Annotated in this window: 15 protein-coding genes; 6 read left to right on the top strand and 9 right to left on the bottom strand. The window is 70.1% G+C overall.

Annotated features, from left to right (window positions below; genetic code table 11):
• Positions 1–4 precede the first annotated feature (4 nt).
• On the bottom strand, positions 5–1,327 hold the full coding sequence (locus tag QQ657_RS11820) for an erythromycin esterase family protein (RefSeq protein WP_284742124.1): 1,323 nt from the start codon (positions 1,325–1,327) through the stop codon (positions 5–7).
• Positions 1,328–2,122 (bottom strand): MerR family transcriptional regulator, encoded by a 795-nt coding sequence (locus QQ657_RS11815; RefSeq protein ID WP_284742123.1) that lies wholly within the window; start codon positions 2,120–2,122, stop codon positions 1,328–1,330.
• A gap of 120 nt (positions 2,123–2,242) precedes the next feature.
• Between QQ657_RS11815 and QQ657_RS11810 the strand changes: the two genes are divergently transcribed.
• Both QQ657_RS11810 and QQ657_RS11805 read left to right on the top strand, forming a co-directional pair.
• Complete coding sequence (locus QQ657_RS11810) at positions 2,243–4,570, top strand: GH92 family glycosyl hydrolase (protein ID WP_284742122.1); 2,328 nt, start codon at positions 2,243–2,245, stop codon at positions 4,568–4,570.
• A gap of 48 nt (positions 4,571–4,618) precedes the next feature.
• The gene (locus QQ657_RS11805) at positions 4,619–5,194 is read left to right on the top strand and encodes a TetR/AcrR family transcriptional regulator (RefSeq protein ID WP_284742121.1); all 576 of its coding nucleotides are present in this window, start codon (positions 4,619–4,621) and stop codon (positions 5,192–5,194) included.
• A 372-nt stretch (positions 5,195–5,566) separates the two neighbouring features.
• Here QQ657_RS11805 and QQ657_RS11800 read toward each other — a convergent pair whose 3' ends face one another.
• The 3 genes from QQ657_RS11800 to QQ657_RS11790 all read right to left on the bottom strand — a co-directional run bounded on the left by QQ657_RS11800 (position 5,567) and on the right by QQ657_RS11790 (position 8,725).
• Positions 5,567–7,744 (bottom strand): ATP-binding protein, encoded by a 2,178-nt coding sequence (locus QQ657_RS11800; RefSeq protein ID WP_284742120.1) that lies wholly within the window; start codon positions 7,742–7,744, stop codon positions 5,567–5,569.
• A gap of 107 nt (positions 7,745–7,851) precedes the next feature.
• The gene (locus QQ657_RS11795) at positions 7,852–8,463 is read right to left on the bottom strand and encodes a DUF6879 family protein (protein WP_284742119.1); all 612 of its coding nucleotides are present in this window, start codon (positions 8,461–8,463) and stop codon (positions 7,852–7,854) included.
• Positions 8,456–8,725 carry a hypothetical protein gene (locus QQ657_RS11790; RefSeq protein ID WP_284742118.1) on the bottom strand — a complete coding sequence of 90 codons (270 nt, stop codon included), beginning with the start codon at positions 8,723–8,725 and terminating at the stop codon, positions 8,456–8,458. The genes QQ657_RS11795 and QQ657_RS11790 overlap by 8 nt, the downstream gene beginning before the upstream one ends.
• A 181-nt stretch (positions 8,726–8,906) precedes the next feature.
• Between QQ657_RS11790 and QQ657_RS11785 the strand changes: the two genes are divergently transcribed.
• A complete protein-coding gene (locus QQ657_RS11785) occupies positions 8,907–9,383 on the top strand; it encodes a DUF2127 domain-containing protein (RefSeq protein ID WP_284742117.1) in 477 nt (158 codons plus the stop codon).
• A 6-nt stretch (positions 9,384–9,389) separates the two neighbouring features.
• On the opposite strand, the gene QQ657_RS11780 is transcribed toward QQ657_RS11785, so the two are convergent.
• Complete coding sequence (locus QQ657_RS11780) at positions 9,390–10,100, bottom strand: PP2C family protein-serine/threonine phosphatase (RefSeq protein WP_284742116.1); 711 nt, start codon at positions 10,098–10,100, stop codon at positions 9,390–9,392.
• Between the two features lie 112 nt (positions 10,101–10,212).
• On the opposite strand from QQ657_RS11780, the gene QQ657_RS11775 reads away from it, so the two are divergent.
• Positions 10,213–10,941, top strand: a complete 729-nt coding sequence (locus tag QQ657_RS11775; RefSeq protein ID WP_284742115.1) for an AfsR/SARP family transcriptional regulator — start codon at positions 10,213–10,215, stop codon at positions 10,939–10,941.
• Here the strand turns inward: QQ657_RS11775 and QQ657_RS11770 are convergent.
• The gene (locus tag QQ657_RS11770) at positions 10,920–11,678 is read right to left on the bottom strand and encodes a hypothetical protein (RefSeq protein WP_284742114.1); all 759 of its coding nucleotides are present in this window, start codon (positions 11,676–11,678) and stop codon (positions 10,920–10,922) included. The genes QQ657_RS11775 and QQ657_RS11770 overlap by 22 nt on opposite strands.
• 85 nt (positions 11,679–11,763) lie before the next feature.
• Here QQ657_RS11770 and QQ657_RS11765 point away from each other — a divergent pair, with 85 nt between their 5' ends.
• Positions 11,764–12,186 carry a nuclear transport factor 2 family protein gene (locus QQ657_RS11765; protein ID WP_284742113.1) on the top strand — a complete coding sequence of 141 codons (423 nt, stop codon included), beginning with the start codon at positions 11,764–11,766 and terminating at the stop codon, positions 12,184–12,186.
• Positions 12,187–12,236: 50 nt separating this feature from the next.
• Positions 12,237–12,788, top strand: a complete 552-nt coding sequence (locus QQ657_RS11760; protein ID WP_284742112.1) for a hypothetical protein — start codon at positions 12,237–12,239, stop codon at positions 12,786–12,788.
• 40 nt (positions 12,789–12,828) lie between these two features.
• Here the strand turns inward: QQ657_RS11760 and QQ657_RS11755 are convergent, their stop codons facing one another.
• Positions 12,829–14,685 carry a glycosyltransferase family 39 protein gene (locus tag QQ657_RS11755; protein ID WP_284742111.1) on the bottom strand — a complete coding sequence of 619 codons (1,857 nt, stop codon included), beginning with the start codon at positions 14,683–14,685 and terminating at the stop codon, positions 12,829–12,831.
• Entirely contained in the window at positions 14,685–15,941 is a 1,257-nt protein-coding gene (locus QQ657_RS11750) for a bifunctional glycosyltransferase family 2/GtrA family protein (protein ID WP_284742110.1), read from the bottom strand. Before QQ657_RS11750 ends, QQ657_RS11755 begins: the two co-directional genes overlap by 1 nt.
• Between the last annotated feature and the right edge of the window lie 24 nt (positions 15,942–15,965).

Below are 15,965 nucleotides of genomic sequence, written 5' to 3'. Positions count from 1 at the left end.
CTCCCTAACCCCCGGCGCGGTCCGGAGCACCGATGAAGGTGTGCCAGGGGGTGATCTTGTCGACGTGCACGACGGCGTCGAACGCGGCGAGCGGGTTCACCAGCTGCTTGTACGGTCCCTGCCGGGTGCTGTCGATCTCGGCGAAGCGGCGAGCCACCTCGCCGTCGCCGGGGACGGCGCGCAGGTCGAGCAGGGCGAGCGGGGCACCGGCGCCGGCGAGCAGGACGTCGAGGCTGCCCGGCTCGGTGAAGGGGGCGACGTCCTCGTAGAACACCTCGGTGTGGCCGGGTGGTCCCTCGGGGAGGGCACGGTGGCTGAACACGCGGCCGCCGTCGTAGGTGGTCGCGATGACCACCATCCCGTCGCCGAGCGAGCGGGCCAGGTGCTGGCCGAGCATGACCTGCTCCTCGTTGATGATCGGGGGCACGCGGTACGGCCAGCGCTGCAGGTGCCCGTTGGCCGCCCCGACGACGACGCGCTCCTCCCGGCCGAGGATCCACTCGACGTTGTCGGCCATCGCCGCGTCCCGCACGTTGGCGCCGCGGTAGGTGCGCCCCGGCGCGGCGGCGATGTTGGCCAGGAACGCGTCCGCGTACCTCGCGGTGACGGCGCACTGCAGCGCGATGTCGGCTCCGGTCGCGTCCACAGTGGAGTAAGGGACGCGCAGGGCGCGGAGTCGTTCGGTGAGCTCACTGATCCGGGCGGTCAGCTCGTGGCGGTGGGCGGCGTCGAGGGCGAGGTAGGCCTGGATCGCGGGCGCGGCCCAGGCCAGCCCGGTCCGGTCGGCGGGGAGGTAATCGAACAGCGGCAGCAGGTTCGTGCGGGCCGCCGCGGCGTAGTCCGGGTCGGCCTCGTCCAGGAACGCCAGGGCCGCCGTGACCCCCGGCAGGGCGGACGCGCTGGAGTCCGGCAGGTCCATGCCGTAGAAGCGGATCTTGCGGTCGTGCGTGCGGTTGTGCTCGCGCATCCAGGTCAGCTGGTCACGCATCTCCGCGCACTTGCCCATGTGGTAGGTGATCCCGGTGTGCAGGAGCCGGTCGAGGTCGCCGTCGCCGCCGAGCACCCAGTCGTGGACCGCCCAGCCCTCCGGGAAGCCGGACTCCATCGCGAACCCGGTGAACCCCAGCTCGTCGGCCAGGAACCGGGTCACCAGGTGGCGCAGCTGGTAGAACTCGTGCACCCGGTGCGTGCTCTCGCCGATGGCCACGACGCGAGCGTCGCCGACGATGGCGCGCAGCGGCTCGAGCTCGTCGTAGCCGGCGTCCGGATCGAGCGTCCGCAGGCGGACCAGGTTCGCCCGGAGCCACCCGGTGATGTCGACGTCCATTCATTCGTCCTTTTCTTCGGGGATGTCTTCGCCCGCGGCGCGGGCCTTGCGCAGGTAGTCGACGACCTCGGCGGCGCCGCCCGGGCCGGACCAGCCGACGCGCTCGTCGAGTTCCCGGCCCAGCCCGGCCCGGTTGTCCTCCCACAGCGCCGTGGTCGCCGCCTCGAACCGGCTGCCGCCGGGGTGGAACGCGGCCGCTGTCGCCCGCCAGCGAGCGACCAGCTCCTGCACGGCCGGATCGTCGACGGGGGTCCCGTCGAGCAGGTGCTGCCGGAGCCGGGAGAAGAGCTCGAGCCACTCGGTCTTCAGGGTCTCGATCGCGCCGCCGCCCAGCTTCGCGGCGCGTCCGGTGATCGTCTCGAGCTGACCGGCGGACAGGTACCGGCCGGTGTCGACGGACATCGGCTCCAGAGCGGCGAGGAACTGCTCCGGCTCCGGCATGACCGCCTCGGCCAGCCGGGCGAGCAGGCCCCGCAGCCGCTGAGCCGACTCCTCGATGCGCGCGGCCCGGGCTTCCAGATCGGTGAGCTGGGCGGTCAGCAGGCCCCGCAGCGAGCCGGGATCGTCCGCCGCGTTCCGCAGCACGACGGCCACCTCGTCCAGGGAAAGCCCCATCCCGCACAAGGTCCGCACCCGGTAGAGCCGGCGCACGTCGGCCTCGACGTAGCGCCGGTGCCCGGCCGGGGTCCGTTCGCCCGGCGACACCAGGCCGATCCGGTCGTAGTGGTGCAATGTGCGCACCGTCACGCCGCTGGCCCGCGCCAGCTCACCGATGCTCCACCTGCGTTCGCTCACCCCTCGACCGTAAAACCTGACGCGACGTCAGGTTCAAGCCCGGAGCCGGGGCTTGCTTTGTCCACCGGACAACGGAAAAGATCACACCGGATATGTGACAACGTTGTCAGGAGGAGACGGATGAGAACGCGCACGCGCGTCCTTGCCACCCTGCTCGCCGGGGCCACCACGATGGCTCTCGCGACCCCCGCCGAGGCGAGCCCCCGCTTCGCCGACGATCCCACGACCCTCGTCGACACCTCGATCGGCAACAACGGGGACGGCACCACCTTCCCGGGCGCCACCACCCCCTTCGGGATGGTGCAGCTCAGCCCGGACACCCAGCTCAAGAAGTACGCGTCCTACGACTACGCGCAGGACACCACCGTCGGCTTCAGCCACACCCACCTCTCCGGCGTCGGCTGCCAGACCATGGGCAACTTCCGGTTCATGCCCACCACCGGGGCCGTCACCAGCAGCGATCCCGCGCAGTACGGCGCGAAGTTCAGCCACGCCAACGAGACCCGCCGGCCCGGGTACTACGGCGTCAAGCTCGACAACGGCATCGAAGCCGAGCTAACCGCCACCCAGCGCACCGGCCAGCACCGCTACACGTTCCCCGACAAGGCGAGCGAGAACGTCCTCATCGAGGTCGGCGAGAGCAACGGCTACACCTACGCCGGCGACGTCCACGTCGTCGGGGACGACACCGTCGAGGGCTGGCTGCAGGGCGGCAACTTCTGCTGGGAGACGCAGAAAGAGCGCTACAAGGTCTTCTTCAGCGCCAAGTTCGACCGCAAGTTCACCAGCTTCGGAACCTGGACCGACAACAAGCTCACCCCGAACCAGCGTGACGCGAAGCTCGGCAGCCAGCGCACCGGCGCCTGGCTCACCTTCGGCTCCGACAAGAGCCAGGTCGGTGCCTCCGTCGGCCTCTCCTACACTTCGATCGACGGCGCTCGCCTCAACCGCGACACCGAGCAGCCCAAGTCGTTCGACAAGGCGGAGAACCAGGCGCACGACACCTGGAAGGACGAGCTGAACCGTCTGCGCGTCGCCGGAGGGACGACCGCCGACCAGCGGACCTACTACAGCGCGCTGTACCGGTCACTGCTGCACCCGTCCGTCGGGTCCGATGTGGACGGTTCCTACCGCGGCTTCGACGACTCCGTCCACCGCAGCCGCGACACCTACTACCAGATGTTCTCGCTGTGGGACACCTATCGCTCGCAGAACCAGCTGGTCGCGCTGCTGCACCCGGACAAGGCGGCGGACATGACCAAGTCCGTCCTCAAGATCTACCAGGACGGCGGCTGGGTACCGCGCTGGGCACTGGCCGGCGGCGAGACGAACGTGATGAGCGGTGACCCCGTCACGCCCTGGGTGGTCGACAACTACCGGCGCGGCCTGCTCGACGATCGCACCGCGCGCCAGCTGTTCGACGCGTTGTGGCGCAACGCCAACGAAGTCCCCGCGGACCAGTCGATCTTCCGCGGCCGCGACGGCAACCCGACCTACGTGAAGAACGGCTGGATCGGCTACCAGGACGTGCCGGGCTACACCTACGGCGACACCCGCCAGGCCGGTTCGGCGACCCTCGAGTACGCCCTCGCCGACTGCGCGCTGTCCACGATGGCCGCCGGTCTGGGCTACCGGGACAAGGCCAAGACGCTCAAGGACCGCTGTGGGAACTTCGCCAACCTGTGGGACACCAGCGTCGAATCCCACGGCTTCACCGGCTTCCCGCGCACGAAGGCCGCGGACGGCACCGGCGTCGGCGACCCCGACCCGGCGCAGTCCGTCGGCTTCCACGAGGGCACGCCGTGGCAGTACCAGTGGCTCGCCCAGCAGGACACCGCGAAGCTGTTCGGCCTGATGGGCGGCCCGGCGCAGGCGGAGCAGCGGCTCGACACGTTCTTCGACCTGCCGCTGCTGCTCACCGACCCGGCGAAGGCCGCCAAGGACTCCTGGGTCCACGGCGCGTACGACTACCACAACAACTTCGCCTTCAACCCGAACAACGAGCCCGACCTGCACGCGCCGTGGATGTACAGCTGGACCGGCGCGCCGTGGAAGACGTCGGCGGTGCTGCGCGCGGCGCGGACGCTCTTCACCGACACGCCGTACGGCATGCCCGGCAACGACGACCTCGGCACGATCTCGTCGTGGCTCGTCTTCGGCATGACCGGCGTCTTCGAAGCCCAGCCCGGCTCCGGGACGTACCTGCTCAGCACGCCGATGTTCGAGAAGGTCGAGATCCACCCGGCCGGTGGCCGCTCGATCGAGATCGAGGCGCCGGGTGCGAGCGCGGCGAAGCTGCAGTACACGAAGGACGTCCAAATCGGACACCGTGGTTACGACCGCAGCTGGATCTCGCACGCGGACCTGCTCCGCGCTGGGAAGATCCAGTTCCGCTTGAGTGACACCCCGACGAGCTGGGGGACGAAGTCGGCGCCGCCGGCGATGTGAGCGCGTAATGGCCTCCCCGGAACGCGGGGAGGCCATTACTATCCCCGCATGCCGACGCCGGACGCCCGTGAGCGCATCCTCGGAACCGCCACCCGGCTGTTCGACCGGCACGGGGTGCACGCCGTCGGGCTGCAGCGGATCATCGACGAGTGCGACTGCGGCAAGAACCTGCTCTACAAGCACTTCGCGAGCAAGGACGACCTGGTCGTGGCGTACCTGAGACGCTGCGCCGCCGGCTGGGACGCCCTGGTGGCCGGCATCCGGGCGGCCTCCCCGGAAGGACGGCTGGTGGAGCTGGTGCGCGAGGCGGGGGTGCGGGCGACCGAGCCCGGCTCACGCGGGTGCGCGCTGCGAGCGACGCTGGCGGAGTTCCCGGAGCCGCGGCACCCGGCCCACCGCGTGGCGGTGGACTACCTGATGCGGGCGCGGACGCGGCTGCGTGAACTGGCTTCCGAGACGTCGGCGCCCGACCCGGACCGGCTGGCGGACCGGGTGCTGCTGATCATCGACGGCCTGTACGCGAACGGCCCGATCTTCGGCGACGACGCGGCCAAGGCGGCGGTGGCCTTCGCGGAGGACGTGGTGCGGGCGGAGACCTCGGCGGAGCCGGTGGAAAGCCGCTGACCAGGTTCGACCCGACCTGCACGGAATGCCGGGCGGTATGGCTGGCCCGCTGCTGACCGGCGCCGACCGGGATCGGCGGCTGCAGCGCGACATTCTCCGCGACCCGGGGAACGGCTGGCCGAGCTGGGTGCGGACCTCGTCGCCCGGGCCGACGAGCTGGACGCCCGGGTCTACGCCATCCTTCCGGACCGCGGCCGGCTCCCCGAAGCGGGTGCACGGCGGCGCGCACTGGCCGTCGCCCACCAGCCTGGTCCGAACCCTGTCCGGTGCGGGCCGACCTTCCTCGCCGTCTGCGGCGTGGCGTGCTTCCCGTTCTACGGCACGGACCCCCGGCCGACCGGGCAGCCCGGCACGAAAGGTGCCGAGACCGCCTCAGGTCGTGACGATGGCCGCCAGCCGGTCATAGTGGCGCTGCGCGCGAGGATCGGGAAACGGCTGGAACAACACCAGCGCCTCGTGGCGGCTCTCCTCGGCCTCCCTTGCGCTGCCCGAATCGGCCAGTGCGGCACCGAGGTGGTCGAGCGTGAGGGCGAGCAGCCAAGTCTCGTTCAGCTCACGGAATACGGACACCGCTCGGCGGTAGAACGGCACGGCCTCTTCGGCTCGCCCCATCGTCCGGTAGGCGATGCCGGTGGCGTCCCAGGTCTCGGCCTCGCGCACGCGGTCACCGAGTTGGCGCTGGACCGTCGCGGAGCGCCGCAACGTCTCCAGGGCTTCCGCTGGCTGACCGAGATCGATCTGGACGCGTCCTTCTTCCAACAACCAGAACGCTTCTCTCGCCGGATTCTCGTCTCCCCTCGCAATGGCCACGGCGGCTTGGATGTGCTCATACGCCTGGGCAGGCCGGCTCAGTTCCCGGTTCAAGTGGCTGAGACCGCGCAGGACGTCCCCTTCACCGTTGCGCAGTCCGAGGCGGCGAAACCGCGCCAGCGCGTCAGTCAACAGCTGATGCGCCTGCTCGAAGGATTCGAGTTCGAGATCGACGTTGGCGGTGTTGTTGATCGCGACCGCCAGCCAGTACTGCTCGCCGAGCGTACCGGCCAGCGTGGTGACTCGATCGAACAGGTCGCGTGCCGCAGTCAGATCGTGCGCACGTAACCGAGCGAGCCCGAGTGCGTTGGCGGACTTCAGCTCGCCGAGTGGGTCGTCGAGCTCACGACGCAGGCGTAGTGCCGCTGACTGCAGCTCGATCCCCTGCGTCCGGTCGAAGTGCTGGGTGTGTGCTTTGCCGAGGCTCTCCAGCACTTCCGCTTCGGCGGCCTGATTTCCGAGGCGGCGGGTCACCCGGAGTGCAATGGTGCTCGTTTCGATCCAGTCGGCGAAATGGTTGTGTTCGGCGTATATCGGGTAGAGCACCGCCGGAAGCTGCCAAGTGATGTCGGAGATGTCCAAGTCGTCGGCCGCGCGAACTGCCCGGACCAGGTTCTCCCGCTCCTGCCCGTACCAGGTGAGAGCAGTCGTCCGGTCCGGGAACGCTGGCGAAGTGATCTCCGCTTCGGGTGGGGCGGGCGTCCACGGCAAAGGCCCGGCGCCGAGGCGGTCACGGGCGGCGAGCGCGCCTTGCAGGTACCACGACAGCGCGCGACGGGTAGCCTCGAAGGCAGCGTCGGCGGGCTCCTCTGCTCGCGCCTGGTCGTTCGCATACATCCGGAGCAGGTCGTGGAACTGGTACCGGTCCGCCTGCGGCTGCTCAAGTAGATGCGCGCCGACCAGATCGTCGAGCACACGCCGGACCTTGGCCGGGGACCGGCCGGCGAGTGCCGCGGCGGCGGCGAGCGAGAACTCCGCGCCAGGGTGCAGTCCGAGGAGCCGGAACATGCGGCTCGCCTCGGGTGTCAGCGCCCGGTAGGACCACGCGAAGACCGTGCGGATGGCGTCGGACTCGTCATCGTCGTCGGCGGTCAGCGCGTCCCACAGCGCGGATTCGTCCCGCAGTTCGGTGATGAGGTCGCACAACGGTGCCCAGGGCCGGTTGATCGCACGTTCGGCGGCGATGCGCAGGGCAAGGGGGAGGCGCGCGCACAGTCCTGCCAGCTCGGTGAGGTCCGCGGTGTCGTCCTGGTCGCGGTAGCCGGAGGTGATGCGCTGGATCAACTCGGTCGCTTCGTCCTCGGAGAGCACGCGCAGGCTCAGCCGGCGAGCGCCGTCCCGGGCGACGAGCCCGGACAAGCTGCTCCGGCTGGTCACGAGCACGAGGCACTCGCTGTCGCCAGGGAGCAGCGGCCGGACCTGCCCGACTGTCGCGGCGTTGTCCAGCACCACGAGCATCTGGCGGCCTGAAATCAACGATCGGAACAAGGCAGCTCGCGATTCGAGGTCGGCCGGAACCGCAGGCCCGGGCACACCCAGTGCGTGCAGGAACCGATCGAGTACCTCGTGCGGCGTGATCGGCGGGCCGGGGTCGTACCCGTGGAGGTTGACGTAGAGCTGCCCGTCCGGGAACCGTTCGCGAATCCGGTGGGCCCAATGCACGGCCAATGACGTCTTGCCGACGCCCGCCGTGCCCACGACGACGATTGTTGCCCCAGGAGCGGTGATGTCGTCGATCATCTCGTCGAGCCGGGCGAGGTCCTGGAGCCGGTTGACGAAACCGCGGACGTCGGCGGGCAGCTGGCGGGGGACCGGACCGGACGGCTCGGTCCCGGGCGTCGACCGGCTCACCACGCCGGGGGAGGCTGCCGTCCGGCGACCTTCTGGGCGAAGTATCCGCCCAGGTCTTCGCCTTGGTCGTAGAGCCGACCGGCCGTTGCCGTCCAGTGCTGGATGAGGTCGGGCACGTCGGACCTGATCGCTCCCTCGAGCTCACCGCTCTCGGTGTACAAGACCTGGTAAATGACCTTCTTGCCGAGGATGAACAGTTCCGGGAGAACCTCGTGCAGTTCCAGCCCGGCCACGACTCCGCCGTCGACGACCCGGATCTTTCCGCCGACCTGGAACCGGACGTGCAAGGAGTTGAGCTCCCAGATCAAATACGGGCTGAGCGGTTCTTCGACGATCCGGATGCGCCGCACTTCGAAGCCGTGCCCGGCGATGCGATTTTCGTAGTCGGCGAGGGCCTGGCGTCGTTCCTCCATGAGTCTCAACGCTTTGGACCAATCGCCTCGGTTGAAGGCATCCCAGCTCGCGTTGCCGCTCTCGACGAAGTGCTGCTGGCGCTCGAGCTTCCAACAACCGGTGTTGTCGGTGTGCCAGAAGTTCCTGTCGTAGTCGGAGAAGTACTCGTCCGGTGTCAACCTGTCACCGGGAAGGGTGACGAGAGGTCTATGCATCGGGGATGTCCTCCTTCGCCGTGCGCATCATGATGCCCGGAATGACGACGAGCCGCTCGTCCGCGCCGATACTGACCCCGCGGGGCAGTCGCATTGCATAGCCCGAAGTGAGATCACGACCGATGATCGCGACATCTCCGTTCGAAAGTTCCCAGATGTCCGGGCATGTCCGGTCGTCGTGGGTGCCGCCGAGTTCGGTTGCGGACTTCCCGAGACGACGTTTGAACGATGCGTTCGGATCGGCTTCCCACAGTCGTGGCATCACGCGCTCCCCTTCTTTGCCGGCGAACGGAAATTACAGCATAGAGATGATCTTGGTGCACTGGCAACGAATTGGGCGCTGGTTCGGGAGATTGGCCAGGAATTGGCCCCTTTTGGGCGCCTGGTGTCTCCGGGTGCGAACACACTGTAGTTGGGGCAGAGTGAGGACGAGAGGAGGCAGCATGACCGAAGCGAAGACGACCGCGACCGAGAAGTTCTTCCGGATCGCGATCGCGATCAAGGGTCTTGACGGCGCGCTGCAGGTCGTCGGGGCGCTGATCCTCGCGTTCATCCCCGCCTCGACCGTCAGCGGGTTCACCCACGCGGTCATCACGCGCGACCTGCTGGGCGACCCGTCCGGCACCCTCGCCCGCCACCTGGAGTCGGCGACGGAGAACTTCCTCCACGGCGACACGAAGACGTTCGCCGTCGCGTACCTGCTCGCCCACGGCCTGATCAAGCTCGGCCTGGTCTGGGCGCTGGCCCGCAAGATCGTCCGCGCATACCCGGTCGCGGCGCTGATCCTCGCCGCGTTCGTCGTCTACGAGGTCATCCGGGCGATCCACACCCACTCGATCGCGCTGCCGTTCTTCGCCGCGCTCGACGTCGTGATCATCGTGCTGGTGCTGCGCGAGTACCGGCAGCTCAAGCGGGGTTAGCCGGGGTCACGCGGCGACCGGAAATCGCACCGTCGTGCTGTCGGCCTCCAGGGGTTCGACGTAGACGGCGGTCGCGTTGTCCGAGCCGCCGCGGGCGAGCGCCGCTTCGACGAGCTCGGCCGCGCCGGTGCCGGGGCGGGCCAGGACCGCGCGGATCCCGCTGCCGGTCAACGGCTTGTGGACGCCGTCACTGGTCAGCAGCAGCCCCGCGCTCGACGTCTCGGCCGTGCCGATCTCCTCCGGCTTGGCCGTGCGGACGCTCGTGGTGACCACGTGCTCCATCCGCGGGGTCACCGGCTGGTGGTGGGAGCGGAAGTATTCGGCGAGCGTGTGGTCGGTGGTCAGGCGGCCGAGCGTGGTGCCATCCCAGGTGTACGCGCGGGCGTCGCCGACCCAGGCGATGCGGTACCCGCCGTGCTCGGCCGGCATGGCGACGACGAGCACGGCGTCCCCGAGCGTCTGCTCGCGAACCGCGCGCTGCGCCGCGAGAACGGCCTCGACAGGTCCTTTGTGGACCGGAGTGCGCGCGGCGGCCGCGGACGCGATGCGAGCGGCCCGAGCGGCAGCGGGATCGTCCCCGACACCGTCGGCGAGGGCGAACACGATCCCGGGTCCACCGGCCGCGGCATAGGCACCGACGGCATCGGCATTGAGCGAGCGCGGCCCCTGGGCGCTCGCGGTGTGCCAGCGCGGGTAACCCGGTCGTGTCGTGATCATCGCGGCCTCCTCGTCCCCTATGTCCTCCATGATCCGCGCCCAACCTGTGGGCCGTCTGAGACTTTCCTGTGCCTGCGGTGTCGGTCCGGGTACCTTGGGAACGGGGTGGGGCATGGAGTTCCGGATTCTCGGGCCGCTGGCGGTGATCCGCGCCGACGGCCACTTGGCTGTGCTCGGCGGGCGGAAGCCGCGGACGCTGCTGGCCGCGCTGCTGCTCGCCCGCGGGCGGGTGGTTCCCGATGAGCGGCTCGTTTCGCTGCTGTGGGAAGGCGTCCGGCCCTCGACGGTCGACGCTCAGCTGTGCACGTACGTTTCCCGGCTGCGCAAGGGGCTCGGGCGGCCCGCGCGGCTCGTTCGGTCGGGTGGTGGGTACCTGCTTGCGCCGGACGGCGGCACGATCGACGCCGAGGAGTTCGAACGGCTGGCTTCCGCGGGGCACGACGAACTGCGCGCGGGTGAGGCCGGGCGCGCGGCGGGGTTGTTCGGTGCCGCGCTCGACCTGTGGCGGGGTCCCGTGCTCGCCGGCATCGCCGAACCGCTTCGCGCGGGGGAGTCGGCGCGGTTCGAGGAGCTCCGGCTGGCCGTCCTGGAGAGCCGGATCGAAGCGGACATGGCGATCGGTGACCACCTGCGCGCGGTGCCGGAGGCCACCGGCCTCGTGCTCGAACACCCGCTGCGGGAACGCGCGCGGGCCCTGCTCATGGCCGCGCTTTGCGCGAGCGGGCGGCCGGCGGACGCGGTGGCGGTCTACCACCGGGGCCGGCGGATCCTCGACGAACGGCTCGGGATCGCGCCGGGCCCGGTGCTGCAGGCGGCGTATCAGCGGGTGCTGTCCGGGTAGGGCGACGAACGGAAGTCGCGGTCGAGTTCGGCGGTCGAGCGCGGCAGCCAGTACCGCGCCTGCGCACGGACCTGCTCGCGCGGCAGACCTGGGTTGACGTGCCGGTGATCGGGACGCGCGATCGACTGCAGCGCCCAGGCGAAGCCGAGCATCGGGGTGATTCGCGCCCAGCGGTGGCGGTCGATGTCCAGCACCATCTGCGCGCGCTGGATGGCGTGCCAGAAGTGGTAGCCCGTCGGCGGATCGCCGTCCATGGTGTGCACTTCGGACTCGACGTCGGCCCGCCGCGGGTCGAACAGGATCCCCTGCCCGAAGGCGGCGAAGGCTTTCGTGAGGCCTTCTTCGTCGCCGCGGTAGAAGCGGTCGAAGTTCCCCAGCTGCAAGGTCGACAGCGTTCTCAGCGGCTGCTCGAGCGGCTTGACGAACTCGGCGTAGTTGCGCGGGTAGCCCGGTTCGAGGCTGAGCGCCCGCCACTTCGCGGGCAGGCCTTCCGGCGCGTTCTGCTGGATGAAAGGGAAGAGGATCGCGTAGGCGTCCCGGACCTCCTGGGCCGGGTGGTACAGCGCGATTTCGTCGAGCTGGTACCAGAGTTCGTTGGCTTTCCGGTCGCCCAGCATGCCCGGCACAGGCGGCAAGGTCGTCGCGGCTTCGGCCGTGCCGGTCATGAGCGTGCTGCTCGCGACCGCGACAGCCGCTCCCGCACCGAGTTTGAGCAGGTTCCGGCGATCGAGCGTCATGGATTCACCCCCGTCGGCGGCCCCCTGCCGCCGTCGCCGCCACGGTACGGAAGGTTTCCATACTTTCTCTGTACGATCGGTTCCCGTGGACGACTACCGCGCGCTCGAGAACCTGCTCTTCTCCTACGCGGCGCTGGTCGACGCGGGGGACTTCGAGGGCGTCGGCGCGCTGTTCGCCGAGGGGGCGTTCGTGGGCAGCGGCGGGACCTTCCGCGGTGCCGAAGTCGCCCGGATGCTGCGCGACAACGTGATCGTCTACGAAGACGGGACGCCGCGGACCAAGCACGTGACGACGAACATCGCGCTGGAGGTGTCCGGCGACACGGCGTCCGGGCGGGCGTACTTCACCGTGCTGCAGGCGGTACCGGGGTTGCCGTTGCAGACGATCGTGGCGGGCCGGTACGCCGACCGGTTCACGCGCACCGCGGACGGGTGGCGATTCACCGAACGCCGGGCCGCGGTCGACCTCGTCGGCGACGTCGGCCACCACCTGCGGCCCCGGCCGTAACGACCCGCTGACCTGCGACGACTTCGGAGAAACGATCCGAAGGAGCCGCGATGCACGACTCCCGGCCGCTCATGGTGTTCGGCCTGCGCCACCCGGGGATGGTGGACCGAGGCGACCTGCTCGCCGCGGTGGAACTGCAGGCCCAGCTCGGGTCGGCCGTGCGGCTCGTCGAGGCCGAGGAGCTCGGCGACGACGAGCTCCTCGAAGACCTCATCCTCATCGGCGGCCCGGACGGCAATTCCCTGACCGGAAGCGTTCTCGCGCGCCTGGACGGGGTGCTCTCGCTCGGGTTCGCCGAGCACGGCTCGTCGGTGTACGACCGCAAGTCCGGCTTCGCGGCCTCGCCGCGGTACGACGACGCCGGCGACCCGCGCGTGGACTACGGCCTGGTCATCCGCGCGGCGAACCCCTTCGCCCCGGAAACCGCGGAGGTCGTGATCGTCGCGGGGTGCGGGGGTCACGGCACCGCGGCCGCGGCGGCGGCGTTCGACGAGGTGGAGGCACTGGGCGGGTACCGGCACTTCGAGGCGCTCGTCGAGACGACGGTGTTTCGCGGGGCCCACCGCGACACGCTGGTTCGCGAAGCCCGCGGGATCGCGTGAAAAGGCCCGGGCTTCGGTGGGAAGCCCGGGCCTTCGGACGTCACTTCTGCAGGTCGTAGACCGTCTGGCCGTCGACCGTGGTGGCGGTGAAGTTCGCCGTCACCCACGCGGTGATCTCCGAAGAGCCGCCGCCCGGGCCGCCGCCGCGGCCGCCGTCGATGTAGTACTTGATTTCGCCCGCCGCGACGTACGCCTTGAACTCGTCCAGCGTCGGAGCCGGGTCGGAGCCGCTCCAGCCGCCGATGCCGATCACCGCCTTTCCGCTGGCCAGTTCGAGGGATGCCGCGTTCTGCGAGCCCGTCGTCGCCGCGGCCCACTTCGTCGTCGTCTTCGCCAGCAGTTCGCCGACTGCGCTCGAGGACGACTCGTCGCCGCCCGGACCGCCACCCATGCCGCCGCCCATCGCGCTCGACGTCGGTCCCGAGGTCGGGATCGAGCCGCTGTGGGCCACCGACGCCGTCTCGACGCCGTAGGCCGCGGTGGAGACGCCCAGGGTCAGGACCACCGCCGCCGCCACGATCGTGGCCGCCTTCTTGAAAGTCGGCACGCCCATCACCAGCACCGTCCCGGCGAGGACGCCGAGCACCGCGACGATCCAGCGCAGCGCCGGAAACCAGTCCGGGGTCCGGTCGAGCAGGATGAACGACCACACCGCCGTCGCCACGACCATTCCGGCGAGCGTCGCCCGCGGGCCGAGGTTGTCCCGGCCCTGCCACAGCGAACGGCCGGAGATCGCGACCAGCGCGGCGATCGCCGGGGCGAGCGCGACCGAGTAGTACGGGTGCACGATGCCGCTCATGTAGCTGAACACCAGCGCCGTCACGAGCAGCCAGCCGCCCCACAGGATCAGCGCCAGGCGCGTCCGGTCGGTGCGCGGCGCGCGGCGGGTGAACCACAGCCCGGCGACCAGCCCGATCAGCGCGGCCGGCAGCAGCCACGAGATCTCCGTGCCGAAGCTCGACCCGAACATCCGGAAGAGCCCGGACGCGCCGCCGAAGCCGGTGTTGCCGCCGCCCATGCCGCCGCCACCGCCGGGCCCGCTGCCGTCACCGCCGCCGAAGATGCGCGACAACCCGTTGTAGCCCAAGGCGAGTTCGAGCAGACTGTCCCCTTCGGACCCGCCGATGTAGGGCCGCGACGCCGTCGGCCAGAGGTCGACCAGCGCGATGAACCAGCCCGCCGAGACGACCAGCGCCGCGACCGCGCCGCCGAGGTGCAGCAGCCGCTTGCCGAGCGACGTCGGCGCCGCGATCAGGTACACCAGCCCGAACGCCGGGAGCACCAGGAACGCCTGCATCATCTTCGTCAGGAAGCCGAAGCCGATGGCGACACCGGCCAGCGCGAGCCACTTCGGGCTGGCCTTTTCCGTGGCCCGCACGACGAAGTAGGCGCCCGCGACCATGAGCAGCACGAGCAGCGCGTCCGGGTTGTTGAATCGGAACATCAGCGCCGCGACCGGGGTGAGCGCCAGCATCGCGCCGGCCATCAGCCCGGCGATCGGGCCCGAAGTCCGTTTCACCGTCAGGTAAAGGATGCCGACGGACGCGACACCCATCAGCGCTTGCGGGGCCAGCACGGTGAAGCTGGAGAACCCGAAGATGCGTGCGAAGAGCGTGCCGACCCACAGTGCCGCGGGCGGCTTGTCGACGGTGAGCACGTTGCCCGAGTCGAGCGACCCGAACAGCCAGGCCTTCCAGTCCTGCGTCCCGGACTGCACGGCGGCTGCGTAGAACGAGTTGCCGAAGCCGGACGCGGTCAGGTTCCAGAAGTACAGCACGGCGGTCGCGGCCAGCAGCCCGAACACCGACGGGCGGACCCAGCGTGGCGGTGCGTGTGCCGCGGAATCCTTGCGGTGGCGCGGTTCCTGCGTCACGGGGTCGGACAGGACGGCGGTCATCAGTACTCCTTCTGGGTAGTGGCCTGGCGGCGCGGGTTGAACACCCAGCCGCGCAGGAGCAGGAACCGGAGCACCGTCGCGGCGAGGTTCGCCAGCACGAGCACGGTGATCTCCAGGACGAGGCCGGGGGTGGTGGATCCGTTGAGCAGGGCCAGCGATCCGCTCGTCAGGGCGAGCCCGAGGCCGAACACGATCAGCCCTTCGAACTGGTGCCGCCCGGCGCCGGCGCGCCCGCGGATGCCGAACGTGAGCCGCCGGTTGAGCGCGGTGTTCCCGACCGCCGTCACCAGCAGCGCGGCGAAGTTCGCCGGCTGCGCGCCGACGGCCGTCCGCAGCAACAGGAACAGCACGAGGTAGGCGAGGGTGCTGCTGACCCCGATGGCGGCGAACCGCACGAGCTGCGTCACCAGCCGCGGCGGCACCCCCGGCGCGTCGACCCCGATCGGTTGCCGGCCGAGCTGTTCGCGCAGCCGGCTGATCGGGATTTCGCCGGTGAAGGTGGCCTTCGTGACGCGGGCGATGCCCTTGAGGTCCGCGGTGGCGGTCTTGACGATGTTGACCGAGGAGTTCGGGTCGTCGACCCAGTCGACGGGCACCTCGTGGATCCGCAGCCCGGCGCGTTGCGCGAGGACGAGCAGCTCGGTGTCGAAGAACCAGCCGGTGTCCTCGACGTGGGGGAGCAGCTCACGCGCGACGTCGGCGCGGATGGCCTTGAAGCCGCACTGCGCGTCGCTGAACTTGGCGGCGAGCGTCGAGCGCAGGATCAGGTTGTAGGCGCGGGAGATGAACTCCCGCTTCGGCCCCCGCACGACTCGCGCTCCCCGGGCGAGCCTGCTGCCGATGGCGAGATCGGAGTGCCCCGAGAGAAGAGGAGCGACGAGCGGTCCGAGCGCGGCGAGATCGGTGGAGAGATCGACGTCCATGTAGGCGAGGACGGCGGCGTCGGAGGCCCGCCAGACGGCGTTGAGCGCGCGGCCGCGGCCTTTCTCGTCGAGGTGGTGGACGGCCACCTCGGGGAACTCCCGGGCGAGTCTTTCGGCCACCCGCAGCGTCGCATCGGTGCTGGCGTTGTCGGCGATCGTGATCCGGTAGGGGTAGGAGACGTGTTCGGCCAGGTGCGCGTGCAGCCGGCGGATGCACGGTTCGAGGTCGGCCTCTTCGTTGTAGACCGGAATGACGACGTCGAGGACGGGCTGCGGGCCGGCCAGATCGACCGGGACGGTCCCGGGCCGCGATGCGGAGGCGGTGGCTGTCATGCCTCATACGGTCGCGGGCCTCGC

The sequence above is a fragment of the Amycolatopsis ponsaeliensis genome, assembly GCF_030182635.1.
Classification (GTDB): Bacteria; Actinomycetota; Actinomycetes; order Mycobacteriales; family Pseudonocardiaceae; genus Amycolatopsis; species Amycolatopsis ponsaeliensis.
This window is presented reverse-complemented; position numbering and strand designations above follow the sequence as displayed.